The sequence below is a fragment of the Streptomyces sp. NPDC007084 genome (genome assembly GCF_040703595.1).
Taxonomy (GTDB): domain Bacteria; phylum Actinomycetota; class Actinomycetes; order Streptomycetales; family Streptomycetaceae; genus Streptomyces.
Genome location: NZ_JBEYFY010000075.1, coordinates 1 through 20,310 on the forward strand (window position 1 = coordinate 1; position 20,310 = coordinate 20,310).

Consider the following 20,310-nt stretch of genomic DNA (forward strand, 5'->3'; position numbering starts at 1 on the left):
AGCGGATGGAAGACGCCCGGTCCCGGCATCATGTGTGGATTCGTGAGCACGGGACCGACCTGCCCGAGGTCGCGGACTGGACCTGGACCGGCTGAACCTCGCCTTCCCGCGCCCGCTTGACCGGCGGCCGGGTCGCCTCCCGCGTGCCGCGCGGTACGACTCGGCCGCCCATGGCGCAGGATGACGGAATGGACGATCTGACCTGGGACTACGAGGGCTACGACCCGGCGGAGGAGCGCCTGCGCGAGTCGCTGTGCACCCTCGGCAACGGGTACTTCGCGACGCGCGGCGCCGCCCCGGAGTGCGCCGCGGACTCCGTCCACTACCCGGGCACGTACGCGGCGGGCCTCTACGACCGGCTCACCTCAGACGTGGCGGGGCGCCAGGTCGACAACGAGGACATGGTCAACCTGCCCAACTGGCTGCCCCTCAGGGTCCGTACCGGCACGGGAACCTGGCTCACCCCCGACACCCACCGGCTTCTCGACCACCGGCTGCGCCTCGACCCCGGCGCGGGCACCCTGGAGCGCACCGCGCGCTACGAGGACGAAGAGGGCCGGCGTCTGGCCGTACGCCAACTGCGGCTGGTCCATATGGCCGACCCGCATCTGGCCGTGCTGCGCACCGAGGTGACGGCCGAAGGCTGGTCGGGCCAGGTCGAGATCGAGTCGGCGCTCGACGGCACGGTCACCAACAGCGGGGTCGAGCGCTACCGCTCGCTCGCCTCACAGCACCTCGCGGAGGTCCGTACGGGAAGCGGCGCCCCGGACACGGTCTGGCTGAGCTGCCGGACCGTCGGCTCGGACATCCGCGTCGGACTCGCCGCCCGGACCGTCGCCGACGCGCCCGTGGAGACCGCCGACACCCACTCCCCGGGCCACGCGGCCCAACTCCTGCGGCTTTGGCTCACCGACGGACTCACGGTCACCGTCGACAAGACGATCGCCCTGCACACCTCCCACGACCAGGCGATCAAGGACCCGCTGGAGGCGGCCGTCGACCGGGTGGCCCGGGCCGGGGACTTCGGGACGCTGCTCGCCTCGCACCGCACGGCCTGGGCGCGGTTGTGGCGCAACGCCCAACTCGACGTGCCCAACAGCGCGGGCCCGATCCTGCGCCTCCACCTCTTCCACGTCCTGCAGACCCTCTCCCCGCACACCGCCGAGCTGGACGTCGGCGTCCCGGCCCGGGGGCTGCACGGCGAGGCCTACCGGGGGCACGTCTTCTGGGACGAGCTGTTCGTCCTGCCGTATCTGAACCTGCACTTCCCCGAGGCCTCCCGAGCCCTGCTCACCTACCGTCACCGGCGGCTGGAACGTGCCTGCCGGTCGGCGCGGGACGCGGGCCTGACCGGGGCGATGTACCCGTGGCAGAGCGGCAGCGACGGGCGCGAGGAGACCCAGGAGCTGCACCTCAACCCGCGCTCCGGACGCTGGCTGCCCGACCACTCACGGCTCCAGCACCACGTCGGGTCGGCAGTCGCCTACAACGTGCTTCAGTACTGCGAGGCCAGCGGGGACACCGAGTTCCTGCACACCAAAGGCGTCGAGATGCTCACGCAGATCGCCCGCTTCTGGGCCGGTCTTGCCGGCTACGACGACACCCTCGGGCGCTACCGCATCCGTGGGGTGGTGGGCCCCGACGAGTACCACGACGCCTACCCCGGCGCCGACGCGCCGGGGCTCGACGACAACACGTACACCAACGTCACGGCGGCCTGGGTGCTCGCCCGCACGCTCGACGTCCTGCGCGAGATGCCCGAACTGCCGCGCGGGGAACTCCTCGAACGCATCCGCCTCGACAAGAGTGAACTCGACCTCTGGCAGGACGTCTCGCGCCGGCTCCACGTGCCCTTCCACCGCGGGGTCATCAGCCAGTTCGAGGGCTACGGCGACCTCGCCGAACTCGACTGGGACGGCTACCGGGACCGGTACGGCGACATCCGGCGGCTCGACCGGATCCTGGAGGCCGAGGGCGACAGCGTCAACCGTTACCAGGCGTCGAAGCAGGCCGACACCCTGATGCTCGGCTACCTCTTCTCGCCGGCCGAACTGGCGGGCCTGTTCCGGCGGCTCGGCCACGAGGTCGACGACGTGCTCTGGCGGCGGACCGTCGATCACTATCTGCACCGGACGAGCCACGGGTCGACGCTGAGCAGTCTCGTGCACGGCTGGGTGCTGGCCCGGGCACGGCGGGCCGAGGCATGGAGGTACGTCCACGAAGCCCTGCACGGTGACGTCGCCGACCTTCAGGGCGGCACCACCGGGGAGGGAATCCACCTCGGCGCCATGGCGGGCACCCTCGATCTCGTCCAGCGCGGACTGACGGGGCTGGAGACCCGTGGGGGAGCGCTGCGGCTTGACCCGGCCCCGCTGCCCGAGCTGTCCGAGTACGGCTTCGCGATCCGCTACCACGGCCATCAAGGTGTCCAACTGCGGCTGAGCGCGGGGTGGGTGAGCGTCACGGTGCCGATGTCCGACGCGGGCCCGATCGACATCGTGCTGGCGGACCGCACGGTCACTCTGACGCCGGGTGAGTCCTGCACGTTGACGCTGCCGGCCGGGTGACGGGGGCCGCCCCCGACCCGCCTTCGTCCGCCGCCGGGTGGCCGGGCCCGCCCGGTCCGCTCCGGCCCGCCGCCGCGTGACTGGACCCGCCCAGTCCGCTCCACGGCGTCCGGGCGGGCGTCGCCGGTCCGGTCAGCGGAGAACGAGTCCGGACAGCAGGGGACGAGTTCGGTCAGCGGGAGGCGAGTCCGGTCAGCGGGAGGCGAGTCCGGTCAGCAGGGGACCACCGTCACCGGGCACCCGGCACGGCTCACCACCTCCAGCAGGGTCGGACCGAGGGCCGTGCCGGCGCGGCCGACGACCACGGCACCGGCATGCTCCGAGGCGTGCAGGAGCGCGGTGGCCGGCGGCTGGAGACGGACGTCCGCGTAGACGCGTACGCGCGGATACTTCTCGCGCCACGGCCGCAGGACGTCGCCGAGGAGCTGCACCTCCTGGTCCTCCCAGGCACCCCGGTCCTCCTCAAGCACGCCGAACGGCATCGAGGACTCGGCGGAGGCGGGCAGCCGCCAGGCGTGCACGGCGTGCAGCGGAGCACCGCACCGCAGCGCGGCGTCGAACGCGAAGTCCGTGACCAGGTCGCGCGGACGACGGGCGTCGATCCCGAGCACCACCGCCCGCAGCCGCCCGCACCCGACGTCGCCGCCAACAAGCTTCTGTTCCACGGCAGTTCCCCCTTCCTCGCACCCCAGGAACTTCCCACCTCCACGCTCTCCCGGCCACCCGTCCCACGGCCAGAGGCCGGACGGCCCTCGCGGAGCCCGCCGACGGGACCGACCGGCCCCAACGTGTCCTGCCCCGACGCCTAGACTGGGGTCGGCGCGGTATGCGGAGACGGTCGGCGGGCAGGGCGGGAGACAGCGGTGGCGGCAGACGGTGACGGCTTCGAGGACCCGCCCGCCGAGGTGCTCACCGAGGCGGCCGCGGCCTTCGGACTGCTGGCCTCCGCGGCCCGACTGCACATCATGTGGGCCCTGGCCCAGGGCGAGAGCGACGTCACCCACCTCGCGGACCGCGTGGGCGGCGCGCTGCCCGCGGTCAGCCAGCACCTCACGAAGCTGAAGCTCGCCGGTCTCGTCCGCGCCCGCCGCGAGGGCCGCCGCCAGGTGTACTACGTCGGCGACCCCGACGTCGTCACCGTCGTCAGGCTGATGGTGGGGCAACTGACCGAGCGCGCCGAGCAGGCGTCCGCGCCGGTCCGCCGGCTGCGCCGGGCCGGTGGCTGAGTCCTCCGCTCTGTCGGGGCGAGGCTCCGCGGGGCCCGGTCCGGGGAACGGCCGGCGGACCGTCCCGGAACCGGCGGCCGACGGCGAAGCGGCCGGGGCGGCGGAGCCGACGGCCCTCCAGGTGCTGCGGCACCTGGACAGCGGGCCGCGCGGGCTCACCGAGGCGCAGGCCGAGGAGCGCCTGGCCCGCTTCGGGGACAACGTGCTGCCGGACGCGCGGCGGGACTCCTGGCTCCGGCGGTTCGCCCGGAGCCCGCGCGACCCCTTCACCGCGGTGCTGCTGGTGCTCGGCCTGGTGTCCGCGCTGGTGGCCTCATGGGGGACCGCCGGCGTGATCACGGTGCTCGTCCTGGTCAGCTGCCTCCTGCGGTCCTCCGGTGAGCACCGCGCCGACCGGTCGATGGCCGCGCTGCGCGAACTGGTCGCCACCACGGCGACCGTGCTCCGCCGCGCCGACGACACGGCGGCTCCGGCCGCCTGGGAGATCCCGGTCGACCAACTCGTGCCCGGCGACGTGATCCGCCTCGGCCCCGGCGACATGGTCCCGGCCGACGTCCGGCTGCTACGGGCGAGTGGCCTCGGCGTCTACCAGGCGGCCCTGACCGGCGAGTCGGAACCGGTGCCCAAGTACCCGGTCGACGTGCCGCCCGGCCCCCGCGACGCGGCCTTCGAACAGCCGCACCTCTGCTTCCAGGGCAGCAGCGTCGCCGCGGGCGGCGGAACCGCCGTCGTCCTGGCGACCGGCGCGCGCACCAGGCTCGCCGCCGGGTACGAACACGCCGCGCACGAGAACGCCGGGCACGAACACGCCGGGTACGAGAACGCCGGGCGCGAACACGCCGGGCACGAGAACGCCGGGCACGAACACGCCGGACGCCGGGGGCGCAGTGCCTTCGACCGCTCCGTGCACGGCATCTCGTGGATCCTGATCCGCTTCATGCTCCTCACCCCGCCCCTCGTGCTGATGGCCAACGCGGCCCTGCGCGACCGCGGACTGGACACCCTGCCGTTCGCCGTCGCCGTCGCGGTCGGTCTGACCCCGCAGATGCTGCCGGTCATCGTGACCACCTGCCTCGCCCGCGGCGCGTCCCTGATGGCCCGGTCGCACGGCGTCATCGTCAAGCGGCTGCCCGCGCTGCACGATCTCGGGTCGGTCGAGGTGCTGTGCCTGGACAAGACCGGCACCCTCACCCAGGACCGGCCGGTACTCCACGGCACCCTCGACGGCCGGGGACGGAACGCGCCCGACGCCCTGCACTGGGCCGGCGTGAACGCCTGGTGGAGCCTGCAGCTAGCCGACTCACCCATGGCGGACGCCCTCGACGAGGCGCTCCTCGACGCCGGCGACGTCGAGGAGGCGGAGCGGTACGAAGGGGTGGCGGCCCTCCCGTTCGATCCCCTGCGCCGCATGGCGACCGCCGTCGTCCGCACCCCCGGACGCCTCGGCGTGCACACCCTCGTCACCAAAGGCGCCGCCGAAGCCGTGCTGGAGCGCTGCGCGCTCGACGAGGACGAGCGGGAGCGCCTGCTCGCACTCGCCGCCGAGCAGGCCGGCAGCGGACTGCGCGTCCTCGCGGTCGCCACCGCCGAGCGCCCCGCGCGCTCCCGCTCCTACACCGCGGCCGACGAACGCGGCCTGACCTTCGCGGGGTTCGTCACCCTGCGGGACGCGCTCGCCCCCACGGCCGCCGACGCCCTGCTCGCCTTCGCCGAACGCGGCATCACCGTCAGGATCCTCACCGGGGACCACCCCGGCACGGCGGCCCGCGCCTGCCACGACCTGGGCCTCGACCCCGGGACCGTGCGCAACGCGGCCGAGACCGACGGCCTCACCGACGCCGAACTCACCGAACTCGCCCGCCGTACGACCGTCTTCGCCCGCTGCACCCCGCGGCACAAGGCCCGCGTCACCGCGGCCCTGCGCGCCGACGGGACCATCACCGGTTTCCTCGGCGACGGGGTCAACGACCTACCGGCCCTGCGCACCGCCGACGTCGGGATCTGCCCGCGCGGCGCCGCCGACGTGGTCCGGGAGGGCGCGGACGTCGTCCTGGTGGACAAGGACCTGACCGCCATCGACCACGCCGTCTCCACCGGCCGCTGGGCCGGCGGCAACATCGTGACGTATCTGCGCACCACGCTCTCCTCCAACCTGGGCAACGTCATCGCGATGCTGTCCGCGGGCCTGCTGCTGCCCTTCCTGCCGATGCTCCCCGTGCAGGTCCTCGTGCAGAACCTCTTCTTCGACGCCGCCCAGCTCGCCTACGCCTACGACCGGCCCGCGCCGGACGCACCGCGCCGCCCTCCCGTGCTGCGGCCCGCCGGCCTGCTCCGCTTCATCACGGGCTTCGGTGTCCTCAACGCGATCGCCGACCTGGCGACGTTCGGCGTGCTCGCGCTGGCCCTGCGCGGACCGGGGACGGGCGACGACCAGGCGGAGTTCCACTCGGGCTGGTTCACCGAGAACCTGCTCACCCAGGCACTGGTCATGCTGCTCCTGCGGTCCGGCCGGCGCGGTCCGGCGGGCCGCGGACCGGGTCCGGTCGGGTGGGCCGCCGGGGCGCTCGCCTGCGCCGGCATCCTCCTTCCGCTGTCCCCGCTCGGAGCGCTCCTCGGCATGACCGCACTCCCGGTCCTCTACTACTCCCTGCTGCTGGCGGTTCTCGTCCTGTACGCGGCGGCCCTGACCGCGGCCAGAAGGCACCACGAAGCCCGACGCCGCTGAGCAGGCAAGCAAGGCAGGCAAGGCAAGCAAGGCAAGCAAGGCAAGCAAGGCAAGCAAGGCAGGTAAAGCGGCGGCTGCGAGACGTGACCGGCACGCGTACGCCCTCATCCGGTCGGCCCATGGGCGGAGGGCCGCCGGCCCCACCCTGGGTTGTACAGTTGCGCAACACAGCAACCATGGTGAGGGTGCCGCGTGCCCGGCGTGCGGCGTCGCCCGATGGAAGGAAAGGGGTGAGCGGATGCTCCGCAACGGACTGGAACCCTGGCACCTGTTGATCGTCGCGATCGTGGTCCTGGTGCTCTTCGGCTCCAAGAAGCTGCCCGAGGCCGCCCGAGGGCTGGGCAAGTCGATGCGCATCCTCAAGAGCGAGGCCCAGGCGATGAAGGAGGACGGCGGACCCGCCACGTCCCGGCCCGGGGAAGCGACCGGCGAGAACGTCCGGTACGAGGGCCATGAGGCGCCGCTCGGGGCGGCGTCCGTACCCGCCCAGGCCCCGGAGGCGCCCGGCCGTTGACGAGGCGCGCCTCATGGCACGCCCGCCGAACGACAGTTAAGAGGTTGCGCAAGCATGGGAACCGCGCGGCGGGGCGCCGCGTTGGAACCCTATGACGGGACAGACGGTCGGAATCAGGAGGATGAGGTCGTGGGAGTTTCTCTCGCCAAGGGCGGCAACGTGTCTCTGAGCAAGGAGGCACCGGGACTGACAGCGGTACTGGTGGGCCTGGGCTGGGACGTCCGCACCACCACCGGCGCGGACTACGACCTGGACGCCTCGGCCCTGCTGTGCGACGCGTCCGGCAAGGTCCTCAGCGACCAGCACTTCGTCTTCTACAACAACCTGAAGAGCCCGGACGGTTCGGTCGAGCACACCGGGGACAACCTCACGGGTGAGGGCGAGGGCGACGACGAGTCGGTCAAGGTGAACCTGGCGGCGGTGCCGGCCGAGGTCGCGAAGATCGTGTTCCCGGTGTCCATCCACGACGCGGAGGCCCGCGGACAGAGCTTCGGCCAGGTCCGCAACGCGTTCATCCGTGTCGTGAACCAGGCGGGCGGCCAGGAGATCGCCCGCTACGACCTGTCCGAGGACGCCTCGTCGGAGACGGCGATGGTCTTCGGCGAGCTGTACCGCAACGGAGCGGAGTGGAAGTTCCGGGCCGTCGGCCAGGGATACGCGTCCGGACTCGCCGGTATCGCCTCCGACTTCGGTGTCAACGTCTGACGCGACCTGACCGGCCCGGCCGCCCCGCCAGGATCGCCGCGTTCATGTGAGCGGCTCGCCGGCACGCGCAGTCGATGCGTCATGCCGGCGAGCCGGGACCTCTCTTGGGCGCGGGTCCGTCAGCCCACGGTCCACTTCTGGTTGGCTCCGCCGGTGCAGGTCCAGATCTGCAGGCGGGTGCTGTTGGCCGAGTTGTTGCCCGTGACGTCGAGGCACTTGTTCGCCGCCGGGTTCACGATGTCGTGGGCCGCGCTGACCGCCCACTTCTGGCCGGTGCCGCCCGTGCAGTCCCAGAGCTGGATCTTCGTGCCGTCCGCCGTCCCGTTGTTCGTGACGTCCAGGCACTTGCCGAGGGCGCGGATCGTGCCGTCCGAGCCGACCGTCCACTGCTGGGCGGCCGTTCCGTTGCAGTCGTAGAGCTGTACGGGAGTGCCGTTGGCCGTGCCGGCCCCCGCGACGTCGACGCACTTGCCCGCGAGGCCCTTGATCGGGGCGCCGCCGCCGCTCGGGCTGTCACTCGTCGTCACCTTCACCTCGTCGACGACGAGTTGCTGCGGGAAGGTGGTCGAGCCGTCCGGGTCGCCCGGCCAGTAGCCGCCGACCGCGAGGTTGAGGATCAGGAAGAACGGCTTGTTGAACACCCAGGTGTTGCCGCCGAGGTCGGCGGGTGTGCGCCGCTGGTAGACCGTGCCGTCCACCGACCAGCTGATCGAGTTGGGCGCCCAGTCCACCGCGAAGGTGTGGAAGGCGTCCGCGAAGGCCTGGCCGTTCGGCAGGGTGTAGCCCGCGCCGATACCGCCGGACCCGGAGTAGCCGGGGCCGTGGATCGTGCCGTGCACGGTCGACGGCTCGAAGCCGACGTTCTCCATGACGTCGATCTCACCGGAGTTGGGCCAGCCGACCTGTCCGATGTCGCTGCCCAGCATCCAGAACGCCGGCCACATGCCCTGTCCGCGCGGGATCTTCATCCGCGCCTCGACATGGCCGTACGTCGAGGTGAACTTCCCCGAGGTGTTCAGCCGGGCCGAGGTGTACTGACAAGTGCCGTACCAGCACTGGTAGTTGGACGGGTTCTCCTTGCGGGCCGTGATCACCAGGTGGCCCTGGCCGTCCAGCGCCGCGTTCTTGTTGCCCGAGGTGTAGTACTGCCGTTCGTGGTTGTTGACGTTGTCGCCGGTCTCGATCTGCCATTTGGAGGAGTCGACGGCCGCACCGGCGGGACCGTCGAACGTGTCCTGGAACGTCACCGCGGCAGCGGCCGCCGCCGGACCCGCGTGGGCGGGAGCGGCGACGGCCGAGGCGGAGGCGACGAGCGCGGCGGACAGCGCGGCGAAGAGGCATCTGCGCAGCAGGCGTGGGGAGTCCATGACTCTCCCTTTCCATCGGCCGCCCGCGAGGCGGGAGCGCCGACTGAGGTGGGGGGTGCGTGCTTCGCCTCTTGATTTAAGAAGTGAGGTAAGGGGGTGTCAAGACTCTGGTCCGTACCATCACTTGGGGTGACGCCTCAGGCGCGCAGCCGCTTGCGGGGGTGCACCGCCCGCCCGAGCCGGCGGCCCAGCAGCAGATAACCGATCAGCGCTCCGGTGGTGTTGAGGATGACGTCGTCGACGTCGAAGGAGCGGCCGGTGATCAGCGCGCCCTGGACCAGCTCGACCAGCATCATGACCACCGCGGTCAGCAGCAGGACGCGCAGGATGCCCCGGGTACGCGGAGCGACCACGGGCAGCAGCACCCCGAAGGGGATGCCCAGCAGGATGTTGCCGCCGATCTGCTTGATGGCGTCCCGCATCTCCGGCTGGTCGAGGTAGGCCCGCAGGGAGCGTCCGGGGTGGAGGTTGTTGTGGATCAGGGCGGTGGACGCCGGTGAGGGCTCCAGCGTCAGATGGGCCAGCGCGACCGCGAACGCGACCATCGCGGCGAACGCGACGAGCATGGCCAGGATGCGCAGCGGCAGTGCCATCGTCTGCCGGCGCGGCTCCGGCTCCGGCGCCGGTTTCGGCTTGGCGGTCCGGCGGCCGAAGAACGACCGCGACCGCTCCGCCCGGACCCGTTCGGACTTGGCCGTCCCTTTGCCCCGTTCCGACGTCGACGCCGCCTTGCCCCGGTCCGCCCCCGATTTCGGTGCCGTTTTGCGGCGACCTGCCTTCGCGACCCGTGTCCCCAACGCCGTGCGGACCATGCGGCCCTCCCCTTGATTCACGCTGCCCTCTGGTGCAGCCCGCATACCCCCTTACGGTCTTTCGATGCGCGCCTTTCCGCCGGGACGCGCCGCGCCCGGAGCGGCCCTTCCCGGGACGGCGAACGGCGCCGGACGCGACCGTGTGTGATCGCGCCCGGCGCCGCCGGCGCCTTCCCGGAACCCCTGGTCTCAGCCGCCGTAGGTGACCGTCACCTCCTTGAAGCCGAGCGAACCCAACAGACCTTCCAGCATGTCGGTGGTGTTCTTCTCGGCCCGGGAGGTCAGTTCGCTGTCCTTCGCGGCGTCACTGATGTGCTTGGCGGCGAGCTTCTGCACGGCCTGCTCGTCGTTCGGGTTGCCGGAGAAGATGTCCCCGATCCGGTCGAGGAGACCCCGCTGCTTCGAGACCGCGTAGGAGCGGTTGGGGTCCAGCGCGGCCTTCCCCAGAACGGCGTGCGGCAGATGGAGGGTGGCGGACGTCCGGTCGTCGTTGACCTTCACGTCCTCCTTGCGGAGGTGCCCGAGATCGACATAGGCGTCGACCGTGCCGGCCCCCACGTACAGCGTGCGGGTGCCACGGATCGCGTCGGGCAGGTACTTGGCGTCCTTCTCCAGGTCCACGACCACCTGGAAGTTGCCCGACGCCGCGTCGTAACGGCTCATGTCCTGGATCGACTTGAGCAGCGTCGGCCCCGACCTGTCGTGACTCTCCGTGCCGAACACATCGCGCAGACCCGGCAGCACGGCCAGCCGCAGCCCGGCGAAGAGCACCACGAGCACCAGCACGAAGGCGCAGACCACCTTCGCCCAACCGGGCATGCGCTTGATGGACGTCGTCATGTCGACGGTCCTCCTTTCAACCAACCGTGTACCCGGCAACTCCCAGGGCAGGCCCACGGGTTGGGCCGCCGCGGACGTGGTCGTGCCCGGCCGCGTCCCACCGCCGAGGCCGTACGCTCCCCGGCACCCCCACGGCCGCCCCGGGACCGGCATTCCCCCCGGTCGTAGGCTCGGAGGGTGCCCAGTAGCATGAGGTACGCACTCCGGGCCGATCTTGCCAACCGGCGACGCAACCCGGTTCGATCATGCGAGGAGCGGTCGTGCGTGACATCGCCGTGTTCAGCGGTAGTGCCCATCCCGAGCTGGCGGCCGAACTCTGTGCCCACCTCGGTGTGCCCCTCAGTCCCACCCGGGTCAGCCGGTTCGCCAACGACTGCCTGGAGGTCCAGCTCCAGGCCAACTGCCGCGAACGGGACGTCTTCCTCGTGCAGCCCCTGGTCACTCCGGTCCAGGAGCACCTGGTCGAACTGCTGATGATGTGCGACGCGGCACGCGGCGCCTCGGCCGGGCGCATCACCGTCGTGATGCCGCATTATTCATACGCACGTTCGGATAAAAAGGACATGCCGCGGATTTCCATGGGCGGCCGGCTCGTCGCCGACCTGCTGGTGGCGGCCGGCGCGAGCCGGGTCCTCGCGGTGACGCTGCACTCCCCGCAGGTGCACGGCTTCTTCTCCGTGCCGGTCGACCATCTGCACGCGCTGCGGGAGCTGGCCGCGCACTTCCGGAGCAACGACCTGTCGCGTACGACGGTCGTCTCGCCCGACCTCGGCAACGCCAAGGAGGCGGCGGCGTTCGCGCGGCTGATCGGGGCGCAGGTGGCGGCGGGGGCGAAGCAGCGGTTCGCGGACGACCGGGTGAGTATCAGCAGTGTGATCGGGGAGGTCGCCGGGCGGGACGTCATCGTGCTGGACGACGAGATCGCCAAGGGCAGCACCGTCCTTGAACTCCTTGACCGGTTGCGGGAGTTGGGGCCTCGGTCTATTCGGGTCGCCTGTACGCACGGGTTGTTCGCGGCGGGGGCGTTGAAGCGGCTCAGTGAGCAGCCGGATGTTTTGGAGATCGTGTGTACGAATACCGTGCCGGTGCCTGTTGAGGAGTACACGGAGAAGTTGAGTGTCCTCTCCGTTGCGCCCGCCCTTGCGGAGGCCGTGCGGCGCATCCACAACGGAGAGTCCGTCAGCGCCCTGTTCGACGCCCCCCACAACGAGTAGCCAAGCCCTCCGCCAGGGCCCCGTTTTCTCCCCGGCCGGCACAAGCGATTTCCGCCCCCTCCGCCCCTGCCCGTCCCGAACCCGGGGCTCCGCCCCGGACCCCGCTCCTCAAACGCCGGAGGGGCTGAAACATCGCGAGTGGAATTCGGCCCGCACCCGGCATCCGGCACGGCCCCGCCCCCCACCGGAGCCGAGCCGAGCCGAGCCGAGCCCACCGGGCCGGAGCGGACCGTCAGTCGACGGTCAGGACCAGCTTTCCGGACGTACGCCCCGTCTCACCCGCCGCATGCGCCTTCGCCGCCTCGCTCAGCGGAAACGTCTCCGCCACCGTAGCCCGCAGCGCACCCTCCTCGACCAGCCCCGCCACCGTCCGCATCCCGGCCTGGTCGGCGTCCACGAGCATCCGGATCGCGCGCACGCCGAGCCGCTCGGCCTCCTCGTAGAACTCGTCGGAACCGACCGGAATGATCGAGACGACCACCCCACCCGGCCGCAGCACCCGCAGGGAGCGCAGCCCCGTCTCGCCGCCGATCGGGTCGAGCACGACGTCGACGTCCCGCACGGCCTCGGCGAAGTCGACGCTGGTGTAGTCGACCGGTTCGTCCACCCCGATGGACCGCAGGAACTCGTGCTTCCCGGCGCTGGCGGTACCGATCACGTACGCGCCACGCGCCTTGGCGATCTGTACGGCCACGTGACCGACCCCACCCGCCGCCGCGTGGACCAGCACGCGCTGCCCGGGCCGCACATCGGCCCGCTCCACGAGCGCCTGCCAGGCGGTGAGGGAGACCAGCGGCAGCGCCGCCGCCTGGACGTGGTCGATGGAGGACGGCTTCAGGGTGAACACCCGGGCGGGCGCGGTCACGTACTCGGCGTGCGAGCCGTGGCCGAACGGATACGACAGCATGCCGAAGACCTCGTCCCCGGGCTGGAAGAGGGCGACCCCGATCCCCGTCTCCTCGACCACACCGGAGACGTCCCAGCCGAGGACGAACGGCGGCTCACCGAGGAACCCGCCGTTCGCGCGGTGCTTCCAGTCGGTCGGGTTGACCCCGGCCGCCCGCACCCGGACCAGGATCTCGTTCGGCCGGGGGGAAGGCCGTTCCACGGTCACTTCTTCGAGGACCTCGGGACCGCCGAGGACGTTCTGAGTGATGGCTCGCATCGTGTTCACAGTGCTCATGGTGAACCAGCCTGCCGGGCCGCGCCCGCTCAGGAAATGGCATGATTGCCAACCTTCGATACGATCGTGCCACGCGGCAGGCTGAGCAAGGGGACCGAATGGATCAGGTGAACCGGGCCGAGCGGGTCGTCGTGCTCGCCCTCGACGGCGTCTACCCCTTCGAGCTGGGCATCCCCAGCCGCATCCTCGGCGCGGCCGAAGGCCGGTACGAGGTCCTGACCTGCACGGTCGACGGAGCCCCGGTCCGTACCGCGTCCGACTTCTCCGTCACCGTCGACCACGGCCCCGAAGCCCTGGCCACGGCGGACACGGTGGTGATCGCGGCGGTCACCCCGTCCAAGGTGACCGCCGAGCTGAGTGACGAGGTGGCCGCCGCCCTCGCGTACATCCGGCCCGGCACCCGGATCGTCTCCATCTGCACGGGCGCGTTCGTGCTGGCCGCCGCGGGCCTGCTGGACGGCCGCCGGGCCACCACGCACTGGTACGTCGCGGAGGACTTCCGGCGGATGTTCCCGCGCGTCGATCTGGACCCGGACGTCCTGTTCGTCGACGACGGCGAGATCCTCACCTCGGCCGGCGCGGCCTCCGGCATCGACATCTGCCTGCACATCCTGCGCGAGGACCATGGCAGCGAACTGGCCAACCGGGTGGCCCGGCGCTGTGTGGTGCCGCCGCTGCGCGAGGGCGGCCAGGCCCAGTACATCGAGCTGCCGGTGCCGGAGTTCTCCACGGCGAGCACGGCGGCGACCCGCGCCTGGGCGCTGGCCCGGCTCGGGGACCCGCTCACGCTCAGCGATCTCGCGGGTCACGCCCGGATGAGCCTGCGGACCTTCGCCCGCCGCTTCAACGACGAGGTGGGCATGAGCCCCGGCCGCTGGCTCATCCAGCAGCGTGTGGCGCGGGCCCGCCATCTGCTGGAGGCCAGCGATCTGTCGGTGGACCAGATCGCCGGCGAGGTCGGCTTCGCGACGGGTGCCTCCCTGCGCCAGCACCTGCACGCGACGATCGGCGTCTCGCCGCAGGCGTACCGCCGGACCTTCCAGGCGACCCGCTGAACGAAGACACCGCCTTCCGCGTCGTAGGAGCACGAACGTGGTCGCGAGGGGCGGGGGTTGGGAATGCGCGCAGGCATCGTCACCGGAGTGGCGCTGGCCGGCCTGGCGCTGGCGGGGTGCGGTGGAGTGGACGGAGGCGCCGGTCTCGTGGTGACGGGATCGCCGGCCGCGAGCCCGTACGCCGGGCCGCTGCGCCTGCCCCCGGAGTCGGAGCCGGAGCCGAAGGGGAGCGGGGATGGGGGCGAGCCCGGGCCGGGGGAGGGTTCGGGGGCGGCGGGCCGGGCGCTGGAGTGCGACGGGCCCCTCTACTCCGGCGGAGGCTCGGACCGGTGGAGCGAAGGGGACGGTGGTTCCACTCCCGAGGAGGGGCTGAAGGCGTACTTCGACATCTCGCAGCCCGACGTACCCCGTTACGGCTACCGCGTGGAACGGCGGGAGGGCGACCGCGTCCTGTTCTCCTTCGACGTGAAGGGCCGCACCAAGGTGGCCGTCGTGGTCGCCAAGGACCAGCCCCACCGGCCGGGTTGGGGCCCCGAGACCAGCGCGGCCTGCGATCCGGCGGAGTGGCCGGCGAGTTACACCCGTTCCCGGGGCTACGAGATCTGGAAGGACCGCGACGGGCACCGCGTGGCGACCACGAAGGTGAGCAGTTCGCCCGGCGCCGAGCACTGCGACTGGCAGAGCGCGCACTTCCTGTCCCTCGGCAGCGGCCCCGGCTCCCGCCGCTACGTGCGTGATCCGCACGGAATCTTCGAGCCGAAGCTGCTGAACGGCACGTACCGGCCGGACGTGTCGATGCCCGCCGACGCGCACGACACCGGCTACCACTACCGCGGCTGGAACCTCTGGCTGACGCCCGACAAGTCGACGGCGTACATCCGCACCTCCCATGGGGTGGAGTCCTGGCCGGCGGCATCGGCCCGGATCGGTTGCGACTAGCCCGCCCCGAGGCGCCGATCGCCCACCCGGCCCCCGCAACGCGGCCCCGGCGGAGCCTCACCGGCTCGCGTGCAGGGCGACCAGCAGTTGCCACACCTGGTCGGCGACGGCGTCCGGGGTGCCCTCCAGGAGTCCGTGCAGCCAGTCGGCGAGGACACCGGCGAAGGTGGCGGCGACCGCGGAGGCCACCAGCGGGGCGTCCGGCGCGCCGGCGAGTGTGCGCTCGGCGAGGCTGCGGGCCCGCAGATCGTGGTGGAGCACCCGGCCCAGCGGGCCGCCGCCGCCCGGGCTCAGCAGGGAGCGGTAGAGGCCGGTGTGCGGGGCGAGCCGCGCGAAGAAGGCACGCAGCGCGGGCGGCGCGGACACCGGGTCGGGCCGCCCGCGCCAGGCGTGGAGCGCGTCCACCGCGTCCCGTACGACATCGGCGCAGGCGTCGACGGCCAGCGCCTCCAGGTCGGCGTAATGCACGTAGAAGGTGGCCCGGCCGACCCCGGCGCGCCGTACGAGCGCGGCGACGCCGGTCTCCTCCAGGGGGTGTTCGGCGCACTCGTCCAAAAGGGCCTGCCGCAGCTTCGCGCGGGTCCGGGCGGCGCGCGGATCGTCGGGCGTCACCGGGCGATCAGTACGGCCGCGAGGGCGAGCGCGCCGGGCAGGGCCTGGGCGAACAGGATGCGGCGGTTCGCCGTGGCCGCTCCGTACACGCCGGCGACGACCACGCAGCACAGGAAGAAGACCTGGACGCGGAACCCGGTCGGGTCGCCGGCGATCAGCCCCCACACCAGGCCCGCGGCCAGAAAGCCGTTGTAGAGGCCTTGGTTGGCGGCGAGGGGCGCGGTCGCGCGGGCCATCTCCGGGTCGAATCCGTGCAGTTCCCGACCGGGCTCGCGCTCCCACAGGAACATCTCCAGCACCAGGATGTAGGCGTGCAGCGCGGCCACCAGGCCCACCAGCACGTTCGCGACCGTCTGCATCGTGGGGAGTTCCTTTCACGGGCACTGCTTCATGCCACGGGCAATACTTCATGGACAGGTGTCCATTATAGCTGGACGCCTGTCCATGAAGTCGAGCATGCCCTGTCGGCGGGGCGTCAGGCATCCGGTGCAGCGAACACCCGCTCCCCTCCGACATAGGTGAGCGCGGCGCCGGTCTCCTTGATCGCCTCCGGCGGGCCGGCGAACGGGTCGCGGTCCAGGACGACGAGGTCCGCGAGGGCGCCCGGCCGCAGGACGCCGGTGTCGTCGAGGTGGTTCACGTACGCCGTCCCCGCGGTGTACGCCGTCAACGCGGCGGTCAGGTCGAGGCGTTCGTCCGGCAGGAACACCGGGCCGGGCTCGTCGGGACTCACCCGGTTCACCGCGACATGGACGCCCTGGAGCGGATCGGGGCTGCTGACCGGCCAGTCGCTGCCCGCCGCGAGCCGCGCCCCGGACCGCAGCAGCGCGCCGAACGGGTACTGCCAGGCGGCCCGTTCGGGGCCGAGGAAGGGAATGGTGAGTTCGTCCATCTGCGGTTCGTGGGCGGCCCACAGCGGCTGGATGTTCGCCGTGGCGCCGAGGCGCGCGAACCGGGCCACGTCGTCGGGATGGACGACCTGGAGGTGCGCCAGGTGCGGGCGGGTGTCCCGCGGACCGTTCGCCGCGCGGGCCGCCTCGACCGCGTCCAGCGCGTGCCGTACGGCGCCGTCGCCCAGGGCGTGGAAGTGGCACTGGAATCCGAGCGCGTCCAACTCGCTGACGTACGCGGGCAGATGCTCCGGGTCGATGAAGCGCGTGCCCCGATTGGCCGTGGCGCAGCCGCACTTGTCGAGGTAGGGGTCGAGGAGCGCGGCGGTGCCGTTCTCGGCGACCCCGTCGAGCATCAGCTTGACGCTGGTCGCGCGGAACCGGCCGTGGGCCAACGCGGCCCGCTGCTCAACGAGTTCGGGGATCTGTTCGGCGCCCCGCGCCCGGTCCCACCACAGCGCGCCGACCACCCGCGCGGTGAGGGAACCGTCGCGGGCCGCCGTCAGGTACGCGTCGGACGGGTCCTCCATGCCGGGGAAGGTGCCGACGATCGCGTCCTGCCACGCGGTGACGCCGAGCGCGTGCAGATGCCGCTGGGCGCGCAGCAGGGCGGCGAGCCGGTCGGCGGCCGTGGCCGGGGGAGTGAGCCGGCCGATGTACCGCATGGCCCCTTCCTGGAGCATGCCGGTGGGCTCGCCCGCCGCGTCCCGCTCGAAGCGGCCGTCCGCCGGATCGGGAGTGTCGCGGGTGACGCCCGCCAGCTCCAGTGCGCGGCTGTTGACCCAGGCGCCGTGGTGGTCCCGGTTGGGCAGGTACACCGGCCGGTCCGGCACGACCGCGTCGAGCAGTTCCCTGGTGGGGGTGCCGCCGTCGAAGGCCTCCATGGACCAGCCGCCGCCGAGGATCCACTCCCGCTCGGGATGCGCGTCGGCGTACGCCCGCACGGCGGCGACGGTCTGCGCGGCGGTCCTCGCGCCGGTGAGGTCGCACTGCGCGAGTTCCAGGCCGGCCGGGACCGGGTGGACGTGCGCGTCCTGGAACCCGGCCAGCAGGAGCCGCCCGGCCAGGTCGACGACCTCGGTGTCCGGGCCCCGCAGGTCCAGGACCTCGGGGCCGCCGACGGCGGTGATCCGCTCGCCGGTGACCGCCACGGTGGCCGTGGCACGGCCTTCGGGGGTGAACACCGGCCCGCCGGTGAAGATGAGGTCAGCGCGCATTGCCGTCCGTTCCTTGATTCCTTGATCGGGGTGGTCTGGGGTGGTGCTCAGTTCAGGGTGGCCGGCACGTGGGGCGCGTCGGCGTCGGTGCCCCGTCCGGTGGTGAAGTAGGCCGACTTGCGGACCCACTTGGCCCAGGCGGCGGCGCCGAAGCCGGACACGATCATGACGGCGGGTGCCAGCAGCAGGAACCAGCCGTTGTCCGCGCTCACCTCGAAGTGGTCGGCCGAGGAGTAGAAGGACCAGGCCAGGCAGCCGCCGAGACCAAGGAGCGCGCAGGCGCTCAGCGCGGGGAGGACGACCGCCCGGACGCCCACCCGCCAGTCCTCCCGGAGCAGCCCCCGGAAGCGGGCGGCGGCCGCGAGGGCGATCAGGCCGTAGGACAGCGCGACGACGATCCCGACCGCGTTGACCGTCGCCATGATCATGTCGGCGAGCCGGGGGATCACCAGGGCGAGCCCCGCCACGGCGACGGCCGGCGCGCCGATCAGCAGCGTTCCGGTCGCGGGCGTCCCGTACCGCGTGCTGACCCGTGACCACACGGGCCCGAGCGTACGGTCCCGGCTCATCGCGAACATCCCGCGCGCCGTCGGGATCACCCCCGCCTGCGGCGAGGCGACCGCCGAGAACATCAGGGCGACCAGGGGCAGCGCGGCCAGCGGCTGATCGGCCAGCCGGTTCCCCAGGAAGGCCAGCCCCTGCGCGCCGTGTCCGGCCAACTCCTCCTCGGACAGCACCCGTTGGAAGGCCACCGAGCCGAACAGAAAGAGCCCCAGCATGGTCACCAGCGTGATGGTCCCGGCCCGGGAGGCGTCCCGGGGATCACGCACCTCCTCGTTCACGGTGAACGCCGCCTCGAAGCCCCAGTAACAGAAGACCGACAGCAGCAGCCCCTGCGCCAGCGCCGTCGCCGACGGGATCGCGAACGGGTCGAACCAGCTCAGGCTGAAGGGATGCGGACCGGTCACGATGCCGTAGCCGCAGAAGCCCAGCAGCACCACGTACTCGAAGACCAGCAGCCCGCTCTGCAGCCGCGCCGCCGTCCGCACCCCGGTCACCGCGGTGAGGGTCACGGCGACGAGCACCCCGATGCCCACCACCGTCGTCTGCGCCGTCGAGCCCGGGTCGAGCGCCAGCCCCGCCACCCTGTGCAGGCCCGCCTCGCCGGCGAGCTGGATCATCGCCGAACCGGTCACCGCCGTCGTGTACGCGAGGAACGCCACCGTGGCGACGATGCTCACCCAGCCCACCAGGAAACCCAGCCACGGACTGAGCGAACGCCCCACCCACACATAGCCGTTGCCCGCGTTCGGCTCGACCCGGTTCAGCCGGGAGAAGGCGCCCGCGATCCCCAGGAACGGCAGGAACGCCAGCAGCATGATCGCGGGAAGGTGCAGCCCGACCACCCCGGCCGTCACTCCCAGGCCGATGCCGATGCTGGTCGTCGCCGCGGTGCTGGACGCGGCGATGGCGACCCCGTCCACCACACCGAGGGGCCTGCGCAAGGACGGGGGGTCCACACCGTACGGCTTCTCCGTCATGACCTGCTCCGATCGCGCCCGGGGCCTGGTTCCGGCCCGATGGGCGGAAATGAAACTGCGCCGAGCCCTAACAGGTCAACGCTGTTGTCATAAGGTGCCCGGACCGGAGGGAGACCCCATGACGTCCGCCGAAGACCGTGTCGTCCCCGCCGCCGCCCGGCGGCGCAGACGCCCCACCAAGACCGGCGTGATCCTCTCCGAGGAACTGATCGTCGGCACCGCGCTGCGCCTGCTCAGGGAGCACGGCGCCGACGCCCTCACCGTCCGCCGCCTCGGCCGCGCCCTCGGCGCCGACCCGAGCGCCCTGTACCGCTACTTCCGCGACACCGACGACCTGCTCCTGGCCATCGCCGACGAACTCATCGGCCGCACCCTGCGCGACTGGCGGGCCACCGGCGACTGGCGCGCCGACCTGCGCGAACTCGGACTGCGCGTCCACGCCGGGGCGCTCGCCCATCCGCAGGCCGCCGTCCTCAGCTCCTACCGGGTGACCGGCCGGGTCCACGAGATCGAGGCCGTCGAGACGATCCTCGGCGTGCTGCGCGGCGCCGGATTCCCCGACGCCGACGCCGTACGGATCTACCACGCCTTCGTCGACCAGGCGCTGGCGTTCGCCGCCCTCGACGCGGCGAGCGTGGCCCTGCCCCGCGCGGCGCGGGAGGCGGATGCCGGGGTGTGGCGGGCGACGTACGCCCGGCTGCCCGCCGACAGCCACCCGCACATCGCGGCCACGGCCCGTCACCTCGTACGCGACATGCAAGGCAGCGCCTATCAGACCGCCCTCGATCTGCTGCTGAGCGCGGCGGCGGCCCGGCTCACGGAAAACGGGGGAGTACCGGGTCCGCCCGAGGCAGGCCGGCGCGCGACCGGCCGGTCCCGCTGAGAGCCGCCCGGACCCGTCTC

General features: G+C 72.3%; 18 protein-coding genes. 9 read left to right on the forward strand and 9 right to left on the reverse strand.

The features are described from left to right. Window positions 1-188 precede the first annotated feature (188 nt). Window positions 189-2,567, forward strand: coding sequence for a glycosyl hydrolase family 65 protein (locus AB0912_RS32810; protein WP_366706378.1), 2,379 nt, complete (start codon window positions 189-191; stop codon window positions 2,565-2,567). Between the two features lie 212 nt (window positions 2,568-2,779). Here the strand turns inward: AB0912_RS32810 and AB0912_RS32815 are convergent, their stop codons facing one another. Beyond that, a complete protein-coding gene (locus tag AB0912_RS32815; RefSeq protein WP_366706380.1) occupies window positions 2,780-3,232 on the reverse strand; it encodes a universal stress protein in 453 nt (150 codons plus the stop codon). Between the two features lie 198 nt (window positions 3,233-3,430). Between AB0912_RS32815 and AB0912_RS32820 the strand changes: the two genes are divergently transcribed. The 4 genes from AB0912_RS32820 (at window position 3,431) to AB0912_RS32835 (ending at window position 7,737) form a co-directional block, all read left to right on the forward strand. Beyond that, on the forward strand, window positions 3,431-3,793 hold the full coding sequence (locus AB0912_RS32820; protein WP_366706382.1) for a metalloregulator ArsR/SmtB family transcription factor: 363 nt from the start codon (window positions 3,431-3,433) through the stop codon (window positions 3,791-3,793). 121 nt (window positions 3,794-3,914) lie between these two features. Next, window positions 3,915-6,518 carry an HAD-IC family P-type ATPase gene (locus AB0912_RS32825; protein ID WP_366706432.1) on the forward strand — a complete coding sequence of 868 codons (2,604 nt, stop codon included), beginning with the start codon at window positions 3,915-3,917 and terminating at the stop codon, window positions 6,516-6,518. Between the two features lie 238 nt (window positions 6,519-6,756). After that, window positions 6,757-7,032 carry a Sec-independent protein translocase subunit TatA gene (gene tatA, locus AB0912_RS32830; protein WP_366706384.1) on the forward strand — a complete coding sequence of 92 codons (276 nt, stop codon included), beginning with the start codon at window positions 6,757-6,759 and terminating at the stop codon, window positions 7,030-7,032. A gap of 129 nt (window positions 7,033-7,161) precedes the next feature. Next, a complete protein-coding gene (locus tag AB0912_RS32835) occupies window positions 7,162-7,737 on the forward strand; it encodes a TerD family protein (RefSeq protein ID WP_366706386.1) in 576 nt (191 codons plus the stop codon). A 119-nt stretch (window positions 7,738-7,856) separates the two neighbouring features. On the opposite strand, the gene AB0912_RS32840 is transcribed toward AB0912_RS32835, so the two are convergent. The 3 genes from AB0912_RS32840 to AB0912_RS32850 form a co-directional block, all read right to left on the reverse strand. Beyond that, on the reverse strand, window positions 7,857-9,104 hold the full coding sequence (locus tag AB0912_RS32840) for a family 16 glycosylhydrolase (RefSeq protein ID WP_366706388.1): 1,248 nt from the start codon (window positions 9,102-9,104) through the stop codon (window positions 7,857-7,859). A 137-nt stretch (window positions 9,105-9,241) separates the two neighbouring features. Beyond that, window positions 9,242-9,916 (reverse strand): VanZ family protein, encoded by a 675-nt coding sequence (locus tag AB0912_RS32845; RefSeq protein ID WP_366706390.1) that lies wholly within the window; start codon window positions 9,914-9,916, stop codon window positions 9,242-9,244. A gap of 189 nt (window positions 9,917-10,105) precedes the next feature. Further along, window positions 10,106-10,756 carry a DUF4230 domain-containing protein gene (locus AB0912_RS32850; protein ID WP_366706392.1) on the reverse strand — a complete coding sequence of 217 codons (651 nt, stop codon included), beginning with the start codon at window positions 10,754-10,756 and terminating at the stop codon, window positions 10,106-10,108. Window positions 10,757-11,016: 260 nt separating this feature from the next. Here AB0912_RS32850 and AB0912_RS32855 point away from each other — a divergent pair, with 260 nt between their 5' ends. After that, window positions 11,017-11,970, forward strand: coding sequence for a ribose-phosphate pyrophosphokinase (locus tag AB0912_RS32855; RefSeq protein ID WP_366706394.1), 954 nt, complete (start codon window positions 11,017-11,019; stop codon window positions 11,968-11,970). 232 nt (window positions 11,971-12,202) lie between these two features. Here the strand turns inward: AB0912_RS32855 and AB0912_RS32860 are convergent, their stop codons facing one another. Beyond that, window positions 12,203-13,153, reverse strand: coding sequence for an NADP-dependent oxidoreductase (locus AB0912_RS32860; RefSeq protein WP_366706396.1), 951 nt, complete (start codon window positions 13,151-13,153; stop codon window positions 12,203-12,205). 98 nt (window positions 13,154-13,251) lie between these two features. On the opposite strand from AB0912_RS32860, the gene AB0912_RS32865 reads away from it, so the two are divergent. Both AB0912_RS32865 and AB0912_RS32870 read left to right on the forward strand, forming a co-directional pair. Beyond that, on the forward strand, window positions 13,252-14,208 hold the full coding sequence (locus AB0912_RS32865; protein ID WP_366706398.1) for a helix-turn-helix domain-containing protein: 957 nt from the start codon (window positions 13,252-13,254) through the stop codon (window positions 14,206-14,208). Between the two features lie 63 nt (window positions 14,209-14,271). Further along, a complete protein-coding gene (locus tag AB0912_RS32870; RefSeq protein ID WP_366706400.1) occupies window positions 14,272-15,147 on the forward strand; it encodes a hypothetical protein in 876 nt (291 codons plus the stop codon). 57 nt (window positions 15,148-15,204) lie between these two features. Here AB0912_RS32870 and AB0912_RS32875 read toward each other — a convergent pair whose 3' ends face one another. The 4 genes from AB0912_RS32875 to AB0912_RS32890 all read right to left on the reverse strand — a co-directional run bounded on the left by AB0912_RS32875 (window position 15,205) and on the right by AB0912_RS32890 (window position 19,407). Then, window positions 15,205-15,759, reverse strand: a complete 555-nt coding sequence (locus AB0912_RS32875) for a TetR/AcrR family transcriptional regulator (RefSeq protein ID WP_366706402.1) — start codon at window positions 15,757-15,759, stop codon at window positions 15,205-15,207. Next, on the reverse strand, window positions 15,756-16,118 hold the full coding sequence (locus AB0912_RS32880; RefSeq protein WP_366706404.1) for a DUF1304 domain-containing protein: 363 nt from the start codon (window positions 16,116-16,118) through the stop codon (window positions 15,756-15,758). The genes AB0912_RS32875 and AB0912_RS32880 overlap by 4 nt, the downstream gene beginning before the upstream one ends. A gap of 116 nt (window positions 16,119-16,234) precedes the next feature. Then, window positions 16,235-17,866, reverse strand: coding sequence for an amidohydrolase (locus AB0912_RS32885; protein ID WP_366706406.1), 1,632 nt, complete (start codon window positions 17,864-17,866; stop codon window positions 16,235-16,237). Window positions 17,867-17,913: 47 nt separating this feature from the next. Beyond that, window positions 17,914-19,407 carry an APC family permease gene (locus tag AB0912_RS32890; RefSeq protein ID WP_366706408.1) on the reverse strand — a complete coding sequence of 498 codons (1,494 nt, stop codon included), beginning with the start codon at window positions 19,405-19,407 and terminating at the stop codon, window positions 17,914-17,916. A 118-nt stretch (window positions 19,408-19,525) separates the two neighbouring features. Between AB0912_RS32890 and AB0912_RS32895 the strand changes: the two genes are divergently transcribed. After that, the gene (locus tag AB0912_RS32895) at window positions 19,526-20,290 is read left to right on the forward strand and encodes a TetR/AcrR family transcriptional regulator (protein ID WP_366706410.1); all 765 of its coding nucleotides are present in this window, start codon (window positions 19,526-19,528) and stop codon (window positions 20,288-20,290) included. Window positions 20,291-20,310: the final 20 nt, after the last annotated feature.

Bases quoted from the DNA above. Each gene is read 5' to 3' on its own strand.
- AB0912_RS32810 (WP_366706378.1), top strand. From the start codon at position 189: ATGGACGATCTGACCTGGGACTACGAGGGCTACGACCCGGCGGAGGAG.
- AB0912_RS32845 (WP_366706390.1), bottom strand. From the start codon at position 9,916: ATGGTCCGCACGGCGTTGGGGACACGGGTCGCGAAGGCAGGTCGCCGC.
- AB0912_RS32895 (WP_366706410.1), top strand. From the start codon at position 19,526: ATGACGTCCGCCGAAGACCGTGTCGTCCCCGCCGCCGCCCGGCGGCGC.
- AB0912_RS32865 (WP_366706398.1), top strand. From the start codon at position 13,252: ATGGATCAGGTGAACCGGGCCGAGCGGGTCGTCGTGCTCGCCCTCGAC.
- AB0912_RS32870 (WP_366706400.1), top strand. From the start codon at position 14,272: ATGCGCGCAGGCATCGTCACCGGAGTGGCGCTGGCCGGCCTGGCGCTG.
- tatA (WP_366706384.1), top strand. From the start codon at position 6,757: ATGCTCCGCAACGGACTGGAACCCTGGCACCTGTTGATCGTCGCGATC.
- AB0912_RS32840 (WP_366706388.1), bottom strand. From the start codon at position 9,104: ATGGACTCCCCACGCCTGCTGCGCAGATGCCTCTTCGCCGCGCTGTCC.
- AB0912_RS32850 (WP_366706392.1), bottom strand. From the start codon at position 10,756: ATGACGACGTCCATCAAGCGCATGCCCGGTTGGGCGAAGGTGGTCTGC.
- AB0912_RS32880 (WP_366706404.1), bottom strand. From the start codon at position 16,118: ATGCAGACGGTCGCGAACGTGCTGGTGGGCCTGGTGGCCGCGCTGCAC.
- AB0912_RS32885 (WP_366706406.1), bottom strand. From the start codon at position 17,866: ATGCGCGCTGACCTCATCTTCACCGGCGGGCCGGTGTTCACCCCCGAA.
- AB0912_RS32860 (WP_366706396.1), bottom strand. From the start codon at position 13,153: ATGAGCACTGTGAACACGATGCGAGCCATCACTCAGAACGTCCTCGGC.
- AB0912_RS32890 (WP_366706408.1), bottom strand. From the start codon at position 19,407: ATGACGGAGAAGCCGTACGGTGTGGACCCCCCGTCCTTGCGCAGGCCC.